At 68.1% G+C, this 19,059-nt stretch carries 16 protein-coding genes; 6 read left to right on the top strand and 10 right to left on the bottom strand.

Going from position 1 to position 19,059, the window contains the following annotated elements; genetic code table 11:
• Nucleotides 1–39: 39 nt before the first annotated feature.
• From CDN36_RS01080 to CDN36_RS01055, 6 genes are all read right to left on the bottom strand, one after another.
• The gene (locus CDN36_RS01080) at nt 40–786 is read right to left on the bottom strand and encodes a TSUP family transporter (protein ID WP_287495783.1); all 747 of its coding nucleotides are present in this window, start codon (nt 784–786) and stop codon (nt 40–42) included.
• A 295-nt stretch (nt 787–1,081) separates the two neighbouring features.
• Entirely contained in the window at nt 1,082–1,972 is an 891-nt protein-coding gene (locus CDN36_RS01075) for a helix-turn-helix transcriptional regulator (protein WP_287495782.1), read from the bottom strand.
• Between the two features lie 214 nt (nt 1,973–2,186).
• Nucleotides 2,187–3,005, bottom strand: coding sequence for a trans-aconitate 2-methyltransferase (gene tam / locus CDN36_RS01070; protein WP_287495781.1), 819 nt, complete (start codon nt 3,003–3,005; stop codon nt 2,187–2,189).
• A 71-nt stretch (nt 3,006–3,076) separates the two neighbouring features.
• On the bottom strand, nt 3,077–3,202 hold the full coding sequence (locus CDN36_RS01065) for a hypothetical protein (protein WP_287495780.1): 126 nt from the start codon (nt 3,200–3,202) through the stop codon (nt 3,077–3,079).
• Nucleotides 3,203–3,370: 168 nt separating this feature from the next.
• Nucleotides 3,371–3,925: a M23 family metallopeptidase gene (locus tag CDN36_RS01060; protein ID WP_174966262.1), complete on the bottom strand. Its 555-nt coding sequence runs from the start codon at nt 3,923–3,925 to the stop codon at nt 3,371–3,373.
• Between the two features lie 315 nt (nt 3,926–4,240).
• Nucleotides 4,241–5,392 carry an acyltransferase family protein gene (locus CDN36_RS01055; RefSeq protein ID WP_287495779.1) on the bottom strand — a complete coding sequence of 384 codons (1,152 nt, stop codon included), beginning with the start codon at nt 5,390–5,392 and terminating at the stop codon, nt 4,241–4,243.
• A 290-nt stretch (nt 5,393–5,682) separates the two neighbouring features.
• Between CDN36_RS01055 and CDN36_RS01050 the strand changes: the two genes are divergently transcribed.
• Nucleotides 5,683–6,393, top strand: coding sequence for a phosphatase PAP2 family protein (locus tag CDN36_RS01050; RefSeq protein WP_287495778.1), 711 nt, complete (start codon nt 5,683–5,685; stop codon nt 6,391–6,393).
• Here the strand turns inward: CDN36_RS01050 and CDN36_RS01045 are convergent.
• Nucleotides 6,375–6,965, bottom strand: a complete 591-nt coding sequence (locus tag CDN36_RS01045) for a hypothetical protein (protein WP_150554339.1) — start codon at nt 6,963–6,965, stop codon at nt 6,375–6,377. The genes CDN36_RS01050 and CDN36_RS01045 overlap by 19 nt on opposite strands.
• 41 nt (nt 6,966–7,006) lie before the next feature.
• Nucleotides 7,007–7,750 carry an acetoacetyl-CoA reductase gene (phbB, locus tag CDN36_RS01040; protein WP_287495777.1) on the bottom strand — a complete coding sequence of 248 codons (744 nt, stop codon included), beginning with the start codon at nt 7,748–7,750 and terminating at the stop codon, nt 7,007–7,009.
• Nucleotides 7,751–8,299: 549 nt separating this feature from the next.
• On the opposite strand from phbB, the gene CDN36_RS01035 reads away from it, so the two are divergent.
• The 5 genes from CDN36_RS01035 to CDN36_RS01015 all read left to right on the top strand — a co-directional run bounded on the left by CDN36_RS01035 (nt 8,300) and on the right by CDN36_RS01015 (nt 16,425).
• A complete protein-coding gene (locus CDN36_RS01035) occupies nt 8,300–9,571 on the top strand; it encodes an efflux RND transporter periplasmic adaptor subunit (protein ID WP_150554521.1) in 1,272 nt (423 codons plus the stop codon).
• Nucleotides 9,568–12,786 carry an efflux RND transporter permease subunit gene (locus CDN36_RS01030; protein WP_287495776.1) on the top strand — a complete coding sequence of 1,073 codons (3,219 nt, stop codon included), beginning with the start codon at nt 9,568–9,570 and terminating at the stop codon, nt 12,784–12,786. The genes CDN36_RS01035 and CDN36_RS01030 overlap by 4 nt, the downstream gene beginning before the upstream one ends.
• Nucleotides 12,783–14,345: an efflux transporter outer membrane subunit gene (locus CDN36_RS01025; RefSeq protein ID WP_287495775.1), complete on the top strand. Its 1,563-nt coding sequence runs from the start codon at nt 12,783–12,785 to the stop codon at nt 14,343–14,345. Before CDN36_RS01030 ends, CDN36_RS01025 begins: the two co-directional genes overlap by 4 nt.
• Nucleotides 14,342–14,992 carry a TetR/AcrR family transcriptional regulator gene (locus CDN36_RS01020; protein ID WP_150554335.1) on the top strand — a complete coding sequence of 217 codons (651 nt, stop codon included), beginning with the start codon at nt 14,342–14,344 and terminating at the stop codon, nt 14,990–14,992. The genes CDN36_RS01025 and CDN36_RS01020 overlap by 4 nt, the downstream gene beginning before the upstream one ends.
• A gap of 173 nt (nt 14,993–15,165) precedes the next feature.
• A complete protein-coding gene (locus tag CDN36_RS01015; protein ID WP_287495774.1) occupies nt 15,166–16,425 on the top strand; it encodes an NAD(P)/FAD-dependent oxidoreductase in 1,260 nt (419 codons plus the stop codon).
• A gap of 132 nt (nt 16,426–16,557) precedes the next feature.
• Here CDN36_RS01015 and CDN36_RS01010 read toward each other — a convergent pair whose 3' ends face one another.
• Both CDN36_RS01010 and CDN36_RS01005 read right to left on the bottom strand, forming a co-directional pair.
• Nucleotides 16,558–17,583 carry a universal stress protein gene (locus CDN36_RS01010; protein WP_287495773.1) on the bottom strand — a complete coding sequence of 342 codons (1,026 nt, stop codon included), beginning with the start codon at nt 17,581–17,583 and terminating at the stop codon, nt 16,558–16,560.
• Between the two features lie 157 nt (nt 17,584–17,740).
• Nucleotides 17,741–18,736 carry an aldo/keto reductase gene (locus CDN36_RS01005; RefSeq protein ID WP_287495772.1) on the bottom strand — a complete coding sequence of 332 codons (996 nt, stop codon included), beginning with the start codon at nt 18,734–18,736 and terminating at the stop codon, nt 17,741–17,743.
• Nucleotides 18,737–19,059 lie beyond the last annotated feature (323 nt).

Genomic DNA, 19,059 nt, shown 5'->3' with positions numbered 1-19,059 from the left:
GTCGGCGGGTGACGTGCGCAATGTGCGCAAGGAGCCCGATCAGCGCCACGCCGCGCTGAGCATCACACTGCCCGACACGATGAGCATGACGTCGAGCAGGCGTTGAAAGACACGGGCAGGCAGACCGAGCACGAAGCGTTTGCCGAGCACCGTGCCCAACATCAGCGTCGCGCCGACGATCAGACCGTTGGCCCATGCCTCGGGCGGCAACGCGCCGAGGCCGGAAAACATCAGCACCTTGGCCACGTAAATGAGCACCGAGCTGGCGGACTCGGCGCCGAGAAACGCGCCGCCGGACAGGCCGTAGGCGGCGAACGCGGGCACGCTAAGCGGCCCGGTGGAGAGCACGATCCCCGTCAGAAAGCCGATCGCGGCCCCGGCCAGCGCCAGTTGCCAGAGCGAGAGCCGCCAGTGCTTGCGAAGCAGATAGTGCCGCACGGGCACCATCGCGACAAAGAACAGGCCCAGCGCGACGTCCACCGCCGTGGCGGGCAGACTCCACAGCGTGCGGGCCCCGAGCGCCGCGGCCGGCGCTCCGGCCATCGAATATGCGAGCACCGCGCGCCAGTCGATGTCGCGCCACCACGCCAGCACCTTCGACACGTTGCCGACGATGGCGGCCACGGCCATGATCGGCACCGCCTGCTTCGGCCCATATGTGTAGACGAGTACCGGCAGGAGCATCATCGACGAGCCCGTCCCGACCACGCCGCTCACCACACCTGCCGCCGTTCCCACGACGGCCACCATCGCCATGCCCCAGGCATGCGCGGCCAGTGACTGCATTAACCATCCCTCGTGCATTAACCATCCCTCGTGCATTCGTGCCTCGTCAGTTGCCAACCCGTCGCCAGAATGCGTCCGCATCCGCAGGACAAATCAGGGACGAACGATAATCCATGATCGACGCTCGCACCATCGATAAATCGAGCGGCCAGACGGGAGCTGCCACACAGGAACTGCCCGAAGGGAACTGCCCCACGGGAGCGGGCACCCGGCAGCCCAGACGTCAGCGGAAATCACCGGAAGTCGGCGTCATTCGGGTGAGGTTCGGGCGATGTTCGGGCGAGCGTCGCGGCGCTCACGCCGCCGCTCCTCCGTTCCCTGCACTCCCTGCGCTCCACTTCCCGGGTGGCACGCCAAAGGCACGCCGGAAATACCGGGTGAAGTGCGACAGGTCATTGAAGCCGTGGGCGAGCGCGACATCGGTGGCCGACGCCCCGGCGCGCAACGCCGGCAAGGCGCGCACCACTCGCAGCTGGTTACGCCAGGCGTGCGGCGCGAGGCCCGTCTCGCGCGAGAACAGGCGCGCCGCGTGAAACGGCGAGAGGTCGACAGCCTCGGCCAGGGCCGTGAGCGACAGCGGCTCCGTCAGATCGGCCGACAGTCGCGCCTTCATCGTCTCCACGCGCACCGCGTCGCGATGCCCGGGCAACGCCGGCACCCGCGCCTGCGCGTGACGCACGAGCATCATCGACACGGCCTCGATCAGTACGCTTTCGGCCACGAGCGGATCCGCGCCGCCTTGCAGCAATCGATGTGCGGTGACGAGCCGTTGCAACGCCTCGTCGTCGTGTACGACATATTCGCCGAACCACGGCATGGCGTCCTCGGCCGAGTTCGGCCCCGCGTGCGCGTGCACCAACTGCCGCTGTACGCCCTTCACGAAATCGACCGGCAGATAGAACACGCGGTAGCGCCAGCCGAAGTCGGTCTCGCGCGCGCCCGTATGCACCTCCCCCGGATGAATGATGGCGATCGAGCCCGCGTCGGCCACGTGCTCGCCACCGCGATAGAAATAGCGCTCCGCGCCCGCCACGATGCAGGCGAACGTGTAGGCGTCGTGCCAGTGCGGTGCGAAGGTGTGATCGTTGTACTCGGCCGTGAGCATGTCCGCCCCCGGCACGAGCGACGAGCGCCAGTACAGCGGGGCGTTGCGAAACGGCCGGGGCGGTGGGGTGGAGGCGTTCATGCCCGCTACTTTACACTGGGCCGCGGACGCTTGCCGCACGGGTGGCGAAGGGCCTTGGCGGTCTGTCAGACGGATTTCGGAGGGCCATGGTGCGCAGGGAGACAGCGCCGGTGGAAGAGCAGGAGGAAGCAGGAGGAAGCAGGAGGAAGCAAGCGTAAGAGCGCGGGCAAGCGCCGGAGGCTGGGCCGCAAGCGGAGGCGGCCCGCCGGATCGATCAACGCGTCGCGACGACGAATAGCCGCGGAAACGGCAGCAGCACCGTGCCGTCGTCCAGCGCCGGATAGGCCTTCGATATGGCGTCGGTGTAGCGGCTGAGGAATGCCTCACGCGAGTCCTCGTCGAGCTTTGCCAGGAACGGCCGCAATGCGCTGCCCTTGAACCACTCCACCACGGCCGCCGCGCCTGCGGCCAGCGGGTGGTAGTAAGTGGTGCGCCAGACGTCCACGCGCGAGCACGTTGCACGCAGCAGCGCATAGTAGAACGCGGCGTCATGGCGCGCGGTGCGCTCGATACCCCTGAGCGTGGTTGCCCAACGCGCGTCGGCGGCGACTTCGCGCATCAACACATGAGCAGGTTCGTCGAGATTGTCAGGCGTTTGCACGGCCAGCGAGCCGCCAGGGGCGAGGCGCCCGACCAGACGCGGGTACAGCGTCTCGTGATCGGGCAGCCATTGCATCACGGCGTTGGCGAGAATCACGTCGAACGGTGCTCCGCCCTGCTCGTCTTGCCAACGAGCGATGTCCGCGACTTCGAAGCGAAACTGCGGCAACCGGGCGCGCGCCGCATCGATCATGTCGCGCGAACTGTCCAGGCCGAGCACTTCGGCCTGCGCATAGCGCGCGGCGAGCACCTGCGTCGAATTGCCCGGCCCGCAGCCGATATCGACCACGCGCATGGCAGTGCGCCCCGGCAGATCGGGAATGGCGGCCACGAGGTCGCGCACGGGACGTGTGCGCTCGTCTTCGAACTTCACATACTGGGCGGCCTGCCACGCAGGGTTGACAGGGGCATTCGGCGAGGGCACTTGCGCCATGACGCGCTCCTTCGGATGCGAGATGGGAGATGGGAAATAAGAAACGGGAAACGGGAACAGCCTTCACGATATCAGGTCCCGGCCTGCAATGCCTCCACGAACACGCGCAGGTGCGACGCCTCGGCGTCGGTAATCGCCCAGTGCGTCATGCCGTCGCGTCGCCATCGGGCGGTGGCATAGCCATCATCGCCAGTCACCGTCGGCGCCCGCCGCGCATCCGTCGCCGTGACGGGCGTTGGGCGCTGCCGTGATCCGTGGTACCGGCCGACGTGCCGCCTTCTTTGCGATATCCCGACATTGCCGACATTGCCGACATTGCCGAGCGATTCGCGAGCCCTGTCGGACGGCCGTGTGGCTTCCCCGCGTCACATCGGCGGGCGGTACCAACGAGCGGAAGAAGCGGAAGAGGCCGAAGGGGCCGAAGGGGCCGCACGAGCCGACTCGCGGATCAGCGGCAGCGGGTCGACCGGCGCGCCGTAGCGCCACAGTTCGAAGTGCAGATGCGGGCCGGTCGCCATACCCGTGCGCCCCACCTTGCCGATGACCTCCCCAGCTTCGACGGTCATTCCGACTCGGAGGTGGCGCGCAGTCTGCGACAAGTGGGCGTAGCGCGTTTCGCTGTCGTATCGGTGATCGATCACCACATAGCGTCCATAACCGCGTCGCTCGTAGCCAATGTGCCTGACCACGCCCTGGGCCGCGGCATGCACGGACGTGCCGCTCGGGGCGACCAGATCCACACCGTTGTGCCGGTGGCTGACGCGCCGCAACGGGTGGTATCGCACCCCGAACGGCGACGACACGCGCACCGTGGCGACCGGCTCCATGTACGACTCGGCCGACGCCGGGCTCCGGCCGCTGGTCGCGCCGAACTGTGCGCCGAACTTCGCGCCGCCGAATGCGGGACCGGTCAGTTGCATCGCCACGCAACACAAACCGCCGACGACGATCCGGGGCGCGCGGCGGCGTAGAGGCGCGCGCCCGTGCCCGGGCGGATCCGCGATGTCACGGTCCGCGGCGGCTCGGCCCGGCAATGCTGCCCATGAGGACCATAGAGAAGAAAACATCGCTCGAAGAACAAATTCCAAAGCGACGCAGTCTACGGACATTACGACGGGGATTTGGCGGGAATCACCCCAAATTGGCAGGCGATGGGCGCCCGCTCACCGTGTTTTGGGAGCCCGCCCATCAGGGTGATGGCAATGCAGCTGGTGCCCGAGCGGGCACCGGTACGATCAGACCACGTTCGCCGCGCCGGGGGCGGCCTTCCGCCGCATCAGGCGGCGCCCCGCCGGGATGCTCACGCCTCGATGCAACAGGCCGCCAAGGACCGTGCACGCGATCAGTACGGGCGGATAGACGAGGAACGTCCAGCGCATGTCGCCGCCCGATAGCGCAAGGTACGCCGGCGTTACCGCAAGCACGACGAACATATGGCTCAGATAGATCTCGTAGCTCCAGCGGCCCATTTGCGTGAGCCATTGCCATGCGCGCGGTACGGCGCGCGTCGAGCCGTGCGCGGCCGCCAGCCAGCACGCCGCGCTCGCGCAGAGCACCAGCATCACACCGTCATGCAGCGCGCTCCATAGCGCGCCGCCGAAAAACACGACCGCCACCAGGCCGGCCACGCCCAGCGCCCCCGTCGCCCGGACGGCCGTGCGCGGCAACGTCACGCGCTGCACGGCCAGCGCCGTGAGCACGCCCCACGCAATCGCCGCCATGCCGGGCAGATACGCCTTTTCCTGCCAGATTTCGTTAGCCTGCAGCGCGGCGCGCGTCCACGGCAGCGAGATGGCCAGCGCCGTCAGCGCCAGGATTCGCCAGCGCCCGCGCAACACCAGGCACACGAGTGGGAACGCCAGATAGAAGCACTCCTCGATCGAGAGCGACCACAGCACGTCCCATGCGCCCGGCAACCAGGTCGTGCGGCCCTCGTACCAGTTCAGCGTCATGGTGAGCGCCGAGGCCAGCGCGCCGCCGAGCGTCTGCCCCGGCTTGTCGATGACGAAACCGGGCACTGCCAGCCAATGCATGACCGCCAGCACCGCGAGAAGCAGCAGGAGCAATGGAAAGATGCGCACGGCGCGCAGGGCATAGAAGTGGCGCCAGCGCAAGGCGTCGAGCGAACCGTAGCGCTCGAGCGAGCGACGCGTGATGACGAAACCGGAAATCACGAAGAAGACGAAAACCGCCTCGTATCCGTTGAAACTCAAACCATTGATGACGCGACGCGGCAGCACGTCGCCCAGCAGGCTCGGTCCGAGCGGCAGACGGAATGGGAGTGCGAGGTGGTGGACGACGACGAAAAGGATCGACAAGCCGCGCAACAGGTCGATGCTGTCGTTGCGCGGGCGCAGCGGGCTCGCGTGCGCCGGGTTCAAAGCCATGAAGTCTCCTGGAGCGATGTGACGAGGGGGAATCACATCCGCGGCCATCGTACTACGACCTCGCGCATTCATCAGCCCCCAAACCCGGCAGGCGCGCCGGCGAGCACGCGGCCCAGGCGAGCGCTGCCACCCCGGCCGTGCGCCGCCGTCGGACGAACCGTCGCGGCAACGGTGTCCGACACGCGGTTGCCGCGACCGGCCTGGGACGCCATTTGTGCCTCGCGCCGCCGCACGCGTAAGATAGCGCCTTCGCCCGGGGCGCCCTGCCGTCGGGCCGATTTGCGGCTGTCATGTCTAACTTCTGGATCACCATCACCAATTTCGGCAGCGCCGCCGTGACCGTGCCGGCGGCCGCGGCGCTCACCCTCTGGCTTCTCTCGGCGCGCGCGTGGCGCATGGCCGTCGCGTGGGGCATGATGTTCGCCGCGGGCGCGCTCCTCGTGGCGGTCTCCAAGGTCATGTTCCTTGGCTGGGGCATGGGCGTGCGCGAACTCGACTTCACGGGCGTGAGCGGTCATACGATGCTTGCGGCGACGGTTTACCCGACGATGGCGTGGCTGCTGCTGCGGCGCGTGGCGTGGCCCTGGCGCGTGCTCGGCATGGCCGCGGCGATGGCCGGCAGCGTGGCGGTGGGCGTATCGCGGGTCGCGCTCTCGGCGCACTCGATCTCGGAGACGGTAGCCGGCTGGGCGGTCGGTTTCGCCGTATGCGGCGCTTTCGCCTGGTTCAGCCGTCGCGACGACGCGCCGCATCTCAAGGCGCTGCCCATGGCGGCCAGCCTCTTCGTGCTCGTGATGTGGCTGCATGGCGAGCGCGTGCCGACGCAGCGCTGGATCACCCACATCGCGCTGAAACTCTCCGGACGTGATCAGCCGTTCCGCCGCGCCAGTTGGCACGCACGCAAGCCGGTGGCGCCCGCGCCGTCCACATCGCCCACCCCGGCAGCCTCGCCCGTCACTGCGCCGGCGACAGCGCCCGGGGCTTACGCGCTCGAACGCTGAGCCTGCGCACCGCCGCGCCTGGGTGGCACGCGACCGTTGAGCGGCGACTGCGGCGAGGCCGCCGCTTGCGTCGCCTGTGCTGCTTCGGCCGACATGCGGCGCCACACGTCCATCGTGCTTTGCGTCGCGTCGTTGAACGCCTGGAACCACTTTTGCAGCGGCGCTTCGACCGCCCTCGCCGCCTCGCCCGCGCTCGTTCCCGCCCCAAGCAGATCGGGCAGCGTCATCGCACTGGCCATGCCGTGCTGAACGTCTTCGCCCATCTTGCGGCAGTGCTCGGCCCACTGCAGCTGGTTGTCGGCGCATGCGGCGAACCATTCACGCCAGAACTCGTTGTGCTGCGCGAGCTGTCCATTGAGCAATTGCAACTGCGCGGTGAGCAGCGCGTTGAAATCCCTGGCGTCGTCGAACGATTGACTCGCTTCGGCTTGCGTCTTGAGCAGTTCACTGTCGCGCCGTGCCTGCAATTGGTGCGCACGCTGCGCGGCTTCGAGAAAAATACCGTAGGCGCCCAGCGCACTTGCAGTGCCCAGCTTCGCCAGCGCCAACGCCGGATTCGTTTCCTTTGACATCGTCACTCTCCTAGGTAGATGAGTGTCGCGCGCCACGCGCGTCACTCCATATGCATGCCGCCGTTGATGGCAAGGTTGCTGCCGGTGATGAAACCGGCGTCGTCGGACGCGAGGAACGCCACGAGCGCGGCGACTTCGTCGGGGCGTCCGAGCCGGCCGACCGGAATCTGCGGAAGAATGCGTGATTCGAGCACTTCCCGCGGCACGGCAGTGACCATCTTCGTGGCGAGATAGCCTGGCGAGACGGTATTGACCGTCACACCGGACTTGGCCACCTCCAGCGCCAGTGCCTTGGTGAAACCATGCATGCCGGCCTTGGCCGCGGCGTAGTTCGCCTGGCCGAAGGCGCCGCGGCTGCCGTTCACGGATGCGATATTGATGATGCGGCCCCAGCCGCGGGAGACCATGCCGCCAAAGATCGGACGCGTCATGTTGAACACGCTGTCCAGATCGGTGCGCAATACCGACTGCCAGTCTTCGGCGGACATCTTGCGCATCGTGGCGTCGCGCGTGATGCCCGCGTTGTTCACGAGAACGTCGACCGGTCCGGTGTCGGACTCGACCGCTTTCGCGCAGGCCGCGCAGGAGGCGAAATCGGCCACGTCGACGCGATAGGCGTCGAAGTCGCGGCCGGTCTCGCGCATGCGCGCAACCCAGCCCTCGCAATCCTCGTTTCGAGGGGAACACGTGACCGCTACGCGATATCCGGCATCCGAGAGCCGCAGGCTGATCGCCTCGCCCAGTCCCCCCATACCTCCAGTCACCAATGCAATTCGCGTTGTCATGGCTTTCCATCTCCGGTTAACGTCGATCGTCGATCGTTGAATGTCGATCGTTGAACGTTCGGGGGGCCGCAATGCGACTCGTGCGGCGCGAGAACGTTCCGCGCCGTGATAATTTTTCCCAGGCGTTCGACGACGCGCCGATGAGGACGGCCGTCGGCCTGGTGCCCGGCGCGCATTCCGTTGCAGATTGTCCGATTGCATGCAATCGCGGCGCGCCAGCGTGGACGTGTGGGGAGGTGTTGAGTGTGTTGGTGTGTGCTTGGGATCGTACTCCAAAATAATTTGCCGGTTGGCCTTCCGGCCTCCGTCAAAAACAATCCAATGACACGCCCCTATCGATAGTCACAGGTCGAGGCAATAACGCGACAAAATCCGCCGCGCGACCGTTGCGGCGTGTGGCCAATCCATATATCATCGCCCGTAGATTTTTTTCCGGATCGCGCCGGTAGCGCTGGTCTCGCCGTCTCGCCGTCTCGCGGCGAAGGCCGGCGGGCGCGAACGCGGGGGTCTTCTTCCCGGACTTCTCACCTGGTGAGTCATGAGCGCATGATGCCTTCTCTGCCCGATACTGCCCCACACCACCGTCGCCCCGCGCTGACGGTCGCCACCACGGCGCTTGCCGCCGCCGTTCTCGTTTTGCTTGCCGCGTGCTCGCGCAAGGCGCCGCCCGAACCGCCGCCGCGACCGGTCGTCGCCGTGGCAGCGAAGGCCGCCGAGCAAACGCCCATTGCGTCGCTGCCCGCGCAGATCGAAGCGCGCTATTCCACGCCGCTGTCGTTTCGCGTCGCCGGCAAGATCATCGAGCGCTCCGTGCGCCTGGGCGATGCCGTCAAGGCCGGCCAGATCGTGGCGCGCCTCGATCCGGCGGACTTGTCGAAAAACGCCGCGAGCGCCCGCGCGCAGCTCGACGCGGCTCAGCATCAGCTCGACTACGCCACGCAGACGGTCACCCGCGACCGTGCGCAGGCGCGCGAGAACCTGATCGCGCCCGCGCAGCTCGAGCAATCCGAGAACGCTTACGCGAGCGCGCTCGCGCAACGCAATCAGGCAAGCCAGCAGGCGGCATTGGCTGCGGATCAGTTGAGCTACGGCAATCTCAAGGCCGAGCGCGACGGCGTCATCACGGCCGAGCAGGCCGATACGGGACAGAACGTCAGCGCCGGTCAACCGGTGTACCAACTGGCATGGACGGGGGACGTCGACGTCGTTGCCGACGTGCCCGAAGCCGCGCTCGGGGCCCTGCGCATCGGCCAGACCGCGACCGTGTCGCTGCCCGCCGTGCCCGGCAAGACGTGGCAGGCGCGCGTGCGCGAAGTGGCCCCGGCGGCCGATCCGCTGAGCCGGACTTACCGCGCCAAGCTCTCGCTGCTCTCGCCCGGCCCCGACGTGAAGCTCGGCATGACGGCGAACGTGGCCTTCGCACAGCCGCTCAACCTGCTGCCCATGCACGCTGTGTCGCCCGCTGCCTCCGCACCGGCGGCGAGCGCGTCGGCGCCCTCGGCGGCCTCCTCCGGGTCCGCATCTTCCGCGCCCGCAACTTCCACGCCCCCGGCCGCCGCCGTGAGCGACGGCCCACCGATCACGCTGCCCTCGACCGCACTCTTTCACGATGGCAATCAGCCAGCCGTATGGATCGTCAAGGCGGACGACACCCTCGTGCTGCGCCGCGTGAGAATCGCGCGTTATGGCGAGCGCACGGTCACCGTCGCCGGCGGCGTCCAGCCGGGCGAGCGCGTGGTCTGGCAAGGCGTTCATACGGTCACCGCCGGTGAAAAGGTGCGCGTCGTCGCGCCGCTGCATCCCGAGGACTTTGCGTCATGAGCACGCTCGACGGGAAGCCGCCCGTACCCCCGCCCCCCGCACCGCCAACGCCAACGCCGGCCGAACCGCAGGACTACCGCCACGAGGAGGGGCGCTTCAACCTCTCCGCGTGGGCGCTGCGCCATCGCTCGCTCGTCGTGTTCCTCATCGCCATGGCGACGATCTTCGGCATCCTCGCCTACTCGCGTCTCGCGCAATCGGAAGACCCGCCCTTCACGTTCCGCGTGATGGTGATCCGCACATTCTGGCCGGGCGCCACGGCAAAGCAGGTGCAGGACCAGGTGACCGACCGCATCGCGCGCAAGCTCCAGGAGATGCCCTCGATCGACTTTCAGCGCAGTTATTCGCGCCCCGGCGAGTCGCTCCTGTTCTTCGCGATGAAGGACTCCGCGCCGGCGAGCGAAGTCGCCGAGGAGTGGTATCAGGTGCGCAAGAAGGTCGGCGACATTGCCTACACCTTGCCGCCCGGCGTGCAGGGGCCGTTCTTCAATGACGAGTTCGGCGACGTCTACACGCACATCTTCACGCTCGAAGGCGACGGTTTCGGTCCTGCGCAGCTGCGCGACTATGCCGATTCGCTGCGCACGGTGCTCCTGCGCGTGCCCGGCGTGGCGAAAGTCGACTACTTCGGCGACCAGGACCAGCGCGTCTACGTCGAAATCAGCAACACGCAGCTCACGCGCCTGGGCATCTCGCCGAATCAGATCGCGCAGGCCGTCAATGGCCAGAACGCGGTGTCGCCGGCGGGCACCATCGAGGGGCCGAACGATCGCGTGGTCGTGCGCCCGAGCGGCGAGTTCCGCAACGTTGCCGAGCTTGCCGACACGCTCATCCGCGTGAACAACCGCACGTTCCGCCTGGGCGACATCGCGACCATCAAGCGCGGCTACGTCGACCCGCCGATCTCGGAAATGCGCTTCGGCGGCAAGCCCGTGCTCGGCATCGGCATCACGATGCAAAAGGGTCAGGATGTCGTCCACCTCGGCCGCGCGCTTGCCGACACGATGGGCGAGCTGCGCGCGCAGCTGCCCGCGGGGCTCAAGCTCACGGAAGTGGCAAGCATGTCGCAGTCGGTCTCGCACTCGGTGGACGACTTCCTCGAAGCGGTGGCCGAGGCCGTGGCGATCGTGCTGGTCGTGAGCCTGGTCTCGCTGGGCTTTCGCACAGGCATGGTGGTGGTGATTTCGATTCCGGTCGTGCTCGCCGTCACCTCGCTGTTCATGTACCTCTTCGACATCGGGCTGCACAAGGTCTCGCTCGGCACACTGATTCTCGCGCTCGGCCTGCTGGTGGACGACGCGATCATCGCCGTCGAGATGATGGCCGTGAAGCTCGCGCAGGGATGGGAGCGCAGGCGTGCTGCCGCCTTTGCGTATACGAGCACCGCTTTCCCGATGCTCACCGGCACGCTCGTGACCGTCTCGGGCTTTTTGCCGATCGCGCTCGCCAAGTCGAGCACCGGCGAATACACGCGCTCGATCTTCGAGGTCTCGGCGATCGCGTTGCTCGCGTCGTGGCTCGCGGCGGTGGTGCTCATTCCGCTGCTCGGCTACAAGCTGCTGCCCGAGCGAGCGCGCGAGGCCCATCACGGCGACGACCACGAGCACGAGGTCTACGACACGCGCTTCTACAATCGCCTGCGCGGCTGGCTGACATGGTGCATCGAACGCAAGTTCGTGGTGCTCGCGATCACTGTGGTGCTGTTCCTGATCTCGATGGCGGGCTTCTCGCTCGTGCCGCAGCAGTTCTTCCCCAGCTCGGATCGTCCGGAGCTGATGGTCGACCTGCGGCTCCAGGAAGGCGCGTCGTACCAGGCGACCCTGCGCGAGACGCAGCGGCTGGAGAAAATTCTCGAAGGCCGCAAGGAAATCGATCACACGGTGAGCTTCGTCGGCACCGGCGCGCCGCGCTTCTACCTGCCGCTCGACCAGCAGCTGCCCACGCCGAACTTCGCGCAGCTCGTCATCACCGCGAAATCGGTGGAAGAACGCGAAGCGCTCGCTCAATGGCTCGAACCGAAGCTGCGTGAAGCGATGCCGGGCGTGCGCACGCGTCTGTCGCGGCTCGAAAACGGCCCGCCGGTGGGATTTCCGGTGCAGTTCCGTGTGAGCGGCGACGACATCGGCACGGTGCGCAGAATCTCCGAACAGGTCGCCGAGGTGATGCGCCGCAACGGCGACACGGTCGACGTTCAGTTCGACTGGGACGAACCGTCGCAACGCTCTGTGCGCTTCGAAGTCGACCAGCAGAAGGCGCGCGCGCTCGGCGTGAGCTCCGCCGACATCTCGAACTTCATCGCCATGACACTCACCGGCTACGACATCAGTCAGTATCGCGAGCGCGACAAGCTGATTTCGATCACGCTGCGCGCGCCCAGGGCCGAGCGCGTGGACCCGGCGAAAATCGCCACGCTCGCCATGCCCACACCCAACGGCCCGGTGCCGCTCGCCACGCTGGGGCGGGTCGTCGACACGCTCGAATATGGCGTGATCTGGGAGCGCGACCGCCAGCCCACCATTACGGTGCGCTCGGACGTGCGCGCCGGCAAGCAAGGCATCGACGTGACCGAGGCGGTCTACAAGCAGCTCGCCGACATTCGCAAGGCGCTGCCCGTGGGCTATCGCATCGAGATCGGTGGCTCGGTCGAGGAATCGGCGAAGGGCCAGTCCTCGATCAATGCGCAGATGCCGATCATGATCATCGCCGTGCTCACGCTGCTCATGATCCAGTTGCAGAGCTTCGCGCGCACGATGCTGGTGGTGCTGACCGCGCCGCTGGGCATGATCGGGGTGGTCGCCACCCTGCTGCTCTTCGGCAAGCCGTTCGGCTTCGTGGCGATGCTCGGCGTGATCGCCATGTTCGGCATCATCATGCGCAACTCGGTGATCCTGGTCGACCAGATCGAGCAGGACATCGCGTCCGGGCACCCGCGCTTCGACGCAATCGTAAGCGCCACGGTGCGACGCTTCCGGCCGATCACGCTCACCGCCGCGGCGGCCGTGCTGGCGCTCATCCCGCTGCTGCGCAGCAACTTCTTCGGTCCGATGGCAACCGCCCTCATGGGCGGCATCACCAGCGCGACCGTCCTCACCGTATTCTTCCTGCCTGCGTTGTATGCGGCGGCATTTCGCGTGCGCCACCACGAACGCGCGTCGCACGCGCCCCCTGCCACCGGCGCCGCGGCGTCCGGCAGCTCGCAAGGAGACCGCTCATGAGTCCGCGCCCCCTGCCCCCTGCTGCGCCGCGTCGATGCGCTGCGCCGCGATTGCTGCCCCTGCCGCTCGTGTCACTGTGGCTGGCCGCCTGCTCGTTCACGCCCGGCGACAAGCCGCCCGCCATGCCCTCGCCCGCCCACTACGGCACGCAGGCGCTGCCGGAACGCACGGTGTCGGCGCAGGGTACGTCGCAACGGTTCGAAGTGGGCGCGCCGCCCGTCAAGGCGTGGTGGCGCGCCTATCGCTCGGACAAGCTCGACGCGCTGGTCGACGAAGGTCTGCGCAACAGCCCCAATCTCGCGGCGGCCGACCATGCGCTGCAGGCGGCGCGCGAGCAGCTCAAGGCGCAGGTGGGCTCGTCGCTGCTGCCCTCCGTCGACCTCGGCGGCGAGGCGGCGCGCGAACGGGCGCTGGGCATTCCGACGCTCGGGCCGCCGACCGCGCTGTACAACATGTTCGTGGGACAGATCCAGGCGCGCTATACGTTCGACTTCTTCGGCGCTTCACGCTTCGCAAACGCGTCGCTTGCCGCGCAGGTCGACCAGCAGGCGTTCCAGCTCGAGTCGGCGCGCCAGGCGCTCGCGGCCAACATCGTCTCGGGCGCGATCGGCGCCTCGGTGCTCGGCGCTCAGGTCAAGGCGACGGAGCGTCTGGCCGAACTCGCGCAAGCCGACGCGAACGACATGGCGCGGCGCGAAGCCCTCGGCGCGGTCTCGCGCGCCGACGCCCTCGCCGCCGCGCAGAACGCCGAATCGCTCAGTGCGTCGCTGCCGGGCTTGCGCGCCCAGTGGCAGTCCACGCGCCATGCGCTGGCCGTGCTGCTCGGCCGCACGCCCGATCAGGCGCCCGACGATATCGCGCTGGGCGAATTGAAGGTGCCGGAGAAGGTGCCGGTCTCGGTGCCGTCGACGCTGCTCCAGTCGCGCCCGGACATTCAGGCCGCGGAGATGGCGCTCAAGGCGGCATCGGCCGAAGTAGGCGTGGCCACGGCACAGATGTTCCCGAGCCTGTCGCTCAGCGCGTCGATGGGCAAAGGCGGCTTCAAGTGGGCGACCGTGATGTCCAACGCCGGGTCGTTGTGGAGCGTGGCCGCGTCGATCTCGCAGCCGATCTTCCATGGCGGCGCGCTGCTCGCCCAGCGGCGCGCGGCGCAGGCGTCCTACGAAGCGGCCGTCGAGCAATACAGGCAGACGGTGCTCACCGCGTTCAGGAACGTGGCCGACACGCTCGCATCGCTGGAGGCGGACAACACGTCGCTGCTGCACGCCGACAACGCCAGCGCCGCGGCCGAGCAGATCTACCGCGACACGGCGGCGCGCGTGCGCCTGGGAGCGCTGCCGGTGTCGGCCGCGCGCGGGCGCGAGCAGCAGTACTGGAACGCCTATCTGACGACGGTGCGTGCAACCGGCGCCCGTTTGTCGGATACTGCGCTCCTGTTTTACGCGATGGGGGTGCCGCCCGAGCCGCTCGCCGATGCGGCGACGCCGGCCGCCGGGGCGGCAGCGACCGCACCGGCCGGCGAACGGCCGCCCCCGCCGCAAGACGTTGCGACACGATGACCGCCACCTCCACGACACGGGGCAGACGCCCCAAACATCTGCCCGATGGCCGCGCCGCCCTGCTCGGCGCGGCCATCGACGCTTTCTCGCATCTCGGTTATGACGGCGCGAACCTGCGCGGCATTGCCGCCGCCGCCAAAGTCGACGCCAGCCTCGTGCGCGTGCATTTCGGCTCGAAGGAGCAACTCTGGCGCGCCTGTGTGGATACGCTCGAGGCCGCGCTCGCGGCCCCCGTGGCTCACCTGAAAGCCATTGCCGACGACACGACGCGGCCGGTCCGGGACCGGCTGCGCGAGGCCATTGCGCTGATGGCCGCCCACGCGATGCAGCATCCCGAGCACAAGCGCTTCATTTCCCTGCACGCGTCGGAGACGGGCGAGCGCGGCGCGGTGCTGTACCGCCACTTGCTCGAACCCGTCTACCACTGCATGGAGAAACTCATCGTCGAAGGCATGGCGGCCGGGGTGATTCGCGCGGAGCACCCGGCAATGTACTTTTGCGTGCTCGCGCACGCGCTGCATCCGCCGCCCGGCTCGCCCGTGCTGATGCAGCTGATCGCGCCGGAAGTCGGCGGTGAGGCCTTCGGGCCCGCGCTGCTCAAGCAGGTCGAGATGGTGTTCTTCACGCCGCCGGACACGCAGGGCTAACGCGCGCCCGGGTCTCGGGAGGCGACCTGAAGACGATCGGCGAGGCGCCGCGGCATTGCGTCGTCGCCAGCGCCCGGCGCCGGTCGGCGCGGCGGCCATCTTGCCGGTATCCGGGACGCCGGCGGCGCGCCGATGCATTACACTGGCGGCCAAATTCACACGCTCTCACGCCAATGTCCGAAGCTAATTCCACCACCGTCATCCTCGGCGCCGGCCAGGCCGGCGGCGAAACCGCCCTCGCACTGCGTCAACTCGGCTACACCGGCCGCATCGTGCTCGCCGGCAACGAAACCCATCTGCCGTATCGCCGCCCGCCGCTCTCGAAGGCGTTTCTCGCCGGGCAGGCCGACGAAGCGAGCCTGCTGATCCGCCCGGCGGACGCCTGGGAGAAGGCCGAGATCGACGTGCGCCTGGGCGTCACGGCCACGGCCATCGACCGCACGGCCCGCACCGTTTCGTTCGACGACGGCCAGACGCTCGGCTATGACCACCTCGTGCTCGCCCTCGGCGGGCGTGTACGCCGTCTGCCGATGCCGGGCGGCGATGCGCCGAACGTCTATTACCTGCGCGACATTGCCGACGCGCAGCGCCTGCGCGAAGCCCTCGCGCAAGGCAAGCGCGTGGTGGTGATCGGCGGCGGATATATCGGTCTGGAAGTGGCGGCGAGCGCCGTCAAGGCGGGCGCGTCGGTGACCGTGCTCGAAGCGGCGCCGCGCTTGCTCGCACGCGTGGCCGAGCCCGAGCTCGCCGGCTTCTTTGCCGCGCTGCATCGCGAGAACGGCGTCGACGTGCAGGTCGGCGTCGGCGTGAGCGCGCTGGAGCAGGACGCCGACGGGCATGTCACGACGGTGCTCGCCGGTGAGAAGCGCCTGCCGGCCGACGTGGTTGTCGTGGGCATCGGCCTGATCCCGAACACCGAACTCGCTCAGGCCGCCGGACTGGCGGTCGACAATGGGATCCTCGTGGACGAATTCGCGAGAACGAGCGATCCGGCCATTCTGGCCGTGGGCGACTGCGCGCACCACAAGCATCTCGCGCTTGGCCGCCGCATTCGCCTCGAATCGGTGCCCAGCGCCAGCGAGATGGCCAAGGTTGCCGCGAGCGTCGTGCACGGCGACGCGCCCAAGGCGGTTGCCACGGCGCCATGGTTCTGGTCGGACCAGTTCAACGCCAAGATGCAGATGGTCGGCATGACGGAAGGCCACGACACCGTGGTCGAGCGTCGCCTGCCGGACGCCCAGGGCGCGGCGGTCTTCATGCTGTTCTATCTGCGCGAAGGCGCCGTGGTGGCCGCCGCGAGCATCAACCGCGCGCAGGAATTCATGGCGGCGCGCGAGTTGGTCGGACGCCGCGCGGTGGTGGACCCGGCGCGTCTGGCCGACGCCGCCACGCCGCTCAAGACGCTGCTCGCCGAGTTGGGCCCGGCGGCCTGAGCCTCACGACGCATGGGGCGCGGCACGGTCATGCCGTCTCGCGCTCTTGCCGTGGCCCCGCCCCATTGTCCCTATTGCCCCCATTGCCCGTCCTCTCACCGCACCTCACCGCACCTCACCGCGCCTACCCCCTTACGGGGACGGCGCCAGCGCGGGCAGCAGCAATACCGGACGGCCCGCGTGGCGAGCCGTATCCTCCGCCACGCTGCCCAACGTGAAGCGCCGGAACCCTCGCCGGCCGTGGGTGCCCAGCACGATCACGTCGGCGTCGGCGTCCTTGCCGGCGGCGACGATCTGGTCGGCCACGCCCTCCCCGATCGGCTGAATCTCGCGGATCTCCACTTCCCCGGGAACGCCGGCTTCGCGCATCTTGTGCGTCGCCCACGTCCGTACCTGGTCGCCCACCGCCCGCACGGCGTTGAGCAGCGGCTCCGGGTCGAACCCGGCGAGAAACGGGCCGGGCATGTCGAGCACATGCACCGCGCGCAGCGACGCGGTATGGGTGCGCGCCAGCGCCAGTGCGTAGTCGAATGCGCGGCGCGCCGTCTCGCTGTCGTCCAGTGCGACGAGCACGCGTTCGTAGTGGCCGTCGGCGCGCTGCGGCTCGTGGGGACGAGCTTCTCCGGAGACCAGCATCACGGGGATTTGGGCGTTGCGCAGAATCTGCTCGGCGATGCTGCCCAGCATGGCGCGCCGCACACCGCTGCGCCCGTGCGTGCCGACGATGATGATGTCGGCGGACCATTCGTTGGCCTCGCGCGTCATCGCCTCGGGCACCGTCTCACCCGTCGTGCGCAGGTCCAGCAGATGGGCCTCGGCGTCGAGCCCTTCCTCGCGCAGATACAGCACGGCGCGCGCCAGGTGCTCCTCGCCCTCCGTCTGCATGTCGCGGCGGACCTGCTCCAGGTCGATTACCTTGCTGAACGCGGAGGTCAGCAGATTGACCGGATCTTCCACCATATGGATGACGCGTATCGTGTCGCCTCTGCAGGCAAAGGCAGCGGCCTCGCGCAAGGCGCGGCGCGACGACTCGCTTCCGTCGGTCGCCAGGAGAATGCGTTTGTTCATGAGCAGCCTCGCATTGGAAATGGCGGGAGTGCCGGGCGCCGAGGCCCGCGCATCGGACTCGCAAAGCGCCGACCGGAGCGCACCGGACACTTCTCACTATACCGCTCGATAAGCGACCAAAACCAGTGCGACGCGTTCAATGCGCCGCGCACGCAAACGCGGTTTGACGCAGCGCAAACGATACAGGCCCGGCATGGCGGGCCTGTGGTCGGGTTCTGCCGCAGGCAATGTTGCCGTTAGCGTGCCGTCAGCGCGCGGCGTCTCCCCAGCGATAGGCGTGCGAGGCCTCGTCGAGTTTCGCCTTGAGCTCTGCGTCGAGCGCGTAGTCGATGGTGCCGAGCGTCTCGGTGAGCTGCTCCACGCGGCTCGCACCGATGATCGCCGAGGTCACGACCGGATTGGCGAGCACCCACGCGAGCGAAAGACGCGTGAGCGACTCGCCCGCCTCGCTGGCAATGCCCTTGAGCGTCTCGATGGTCTCGAACTCGCGTTCGTGCCAGTAGCGCTGCTGGTACATCGCCCCGGCCTTGCCGACGGTTGCCGTGAAGCGCCCTTCGCTGGGCGTCGCATCGTGGCGATACTTGCCCGTGAGCAGCCCGCCGGCGAGCGGGTTGTACGGAATCACCGCCAGTCCCTCCTCGCTCGCGAGCGGCAGCAGTTCCCGTTCGATCTGGCGGAACAGCAGGTTGTAGCGCGGTTGCACCGAGACGAAGCGCGCCACGCGCAGTACGTCGGCCCGGCCGAGTGCGCGCGCGAGGCGGTACGCGAGATAGTTCGACACGCCAATGTAGCGCGCCTTGCCGGACTTCACGATGGTGTCGAGCGCTTCGAGCGTCTCGTCGATCGGCGTGTCGGTGTCGTCCGAGTGCAGTTGATAGAGATCGACGTAGTCAGTGCCGAGCCGCCGGAGCGAGGCGTCGATGGCATCGAGCAGGTGCTTGCGCGACGCGCCCTTGTCCCACGGCGAGGGCCCCATCTGGCCGCACGCCTTGGTCGCCACGATGAAGCGCTCGCGCCGGCCCTTGAGCCAGCGTCCGACGATCTCCTCGGTACGCCCGGCCAGTGACGTGTCGCTGCCCAGCGGGTAGACGTCGGCGATGTCGATGAAATTGACGCCCGCGTCGGTCGCGCGGTCGATGATGGCGTGGCTGGCGGCTTCTTCGGTCTGCAGACCGAAGGTCATCGTCCCCAGACACAGACGCGATACGCTCAGGCCGGTACGGCCGAATTTCGTGTATTGCACGGTAGCTCCCGGAAAGTACGGTTCAGGCGAATACGCTGAAAACATGAGACTGCGCTGCCCGCTCGCGCGGGCACGACGCACAGTATGCGCGATTCCGGGAAACTGCGCGCTCCGCACTCTTCATCCCTTCCTCTCTTCCTCCCCTCCCGTCTTCTCCCTCCTCTCCTTCGTTCGCCTCGCGCCCTCGCCCAAGCCAGCGATTCAGGAGCGTTGCCGCGCGCGCCGCGCACCGTATAGAATGCCCGGCATGAGCCCGACCGAATCCATCTCCCCCGTGGCGGCGCGCCGCCGGGCGGGCGAGCGCCGGCCGCATCTCGTGGCGT

Source organism: Pandoraea sp. CB10b_02, from assembly GCF_002216225.1.
Classification (GTDB): Bacteria; Pseudomonadota; Gammaproteobacteria; order Burkholderiales; family Burkholderiaceae; genus Pandoraea; species Pandoraea nosoerga.
Note: the sequence above shows the minus strand (reverse complement) of the source record. Positions and strands in the feature narration are given on the sequence as shown.

What these genes read in the sequence shown, in the direction of transcription:
- CDN36_RS01080 (WP_287495783.1), bottom strand. Translation starts at nt 786, where the DNA reads ATGCAGTCACTGGCCGCGCATGCCTGGGGCATGGCGATGGTGGCCGTC.
- CDN36_RS01075 (WP_287495782.1), bottom strand. Translation starts at nt 1,972, where the DNA reads ATGAACGCCTCCACCCCACCGCCCCGGCCGTTTCGCAACGCCCCGCTG.
- tam (WP_287495781.1), bottom strand. Translation starts at nt 3,005, where the DNA reads ATGGCGCAAGTGCCCTCGCCGAATGCCCCTGTCAACCCTGCGTGGCAG.
- CDN36_RS01060 (WP_174966262.1), bottom strand. Translation starts at nt 3,925, where the DNA reads ATGCAACTGACCGGTCCCGCATTCGGCGGCGCGAAGTTCGGCGCACAG.
- CDN36_RS01055 (WP_287495779.1), bottom strand. Translation starts at nt 5,392, where the DNA reads ATGGCTTTGAACCCGGCGCACGCGAGCCCGCTGCGCCCGCGCAACGAC.
- CDN36_RS01050 (WP_287495778.1), top strand. Translation starts at nt 5,683, where the DNA reads ATGTCTAACTTCTGGATCACCATCACCAATTTCGGCAGCGCCGCCGTG.
- CDN36_RS01045 (WP_150554339.1), bottom strand. Translation starts at nt 6,965, where the DNA reads ATGTCAAAGGAAACGAATCCGGCGTTGGCGCTGGCGAAGCTGGGCACT.
- phbB (WP_287495777.1), bottom strand. Translation starts at nt 7,750, where the DNA reads ATGACAACGCGAATTGCATTGGTGACTGGAGGTATGGGGGGACTGGGC.
- CDN36_RS01035 (WP_150554521.1), top strand. Translation starts at nt 8,300, where the DNA reads ATGCCTTCTCTGCCCGATACTGCCCCACACCACCGTCGCCCCGCGCTG.
- CDN36_RS01030 (WP_287495776.1), top strand. Translation starts at nt 9,568, where the DNA reads ATGAGCACGCTCGACGGGAAGCCGCCCGTACCCCCGCCCCCCGCACCG.
- CDN36_RS01025 (WP_287495775.1), top strand. Translation starts at nt 12,783, where the DNA reads ATGAGTCCGCGCCCCCTGCCCCCTGCTGCGCCGCGTCGATGCGCTGCG.
- CDN36_RS01020 (WP_150554335.1), top strand. Translation starts at nt 14,342, where the DNA reads ATGACCGCCACCTCCACGACACGGGGCAGACGCCCCAAACATCTGCCC.
- CDN36_RS01015 (WP_287495774.1), top strand. Translation starts at nt 15,166, where the DNA reads ATGTCCGAAGCTAATTCCACCACCGTCATCCTCGGCGCCGGCCAGGCC.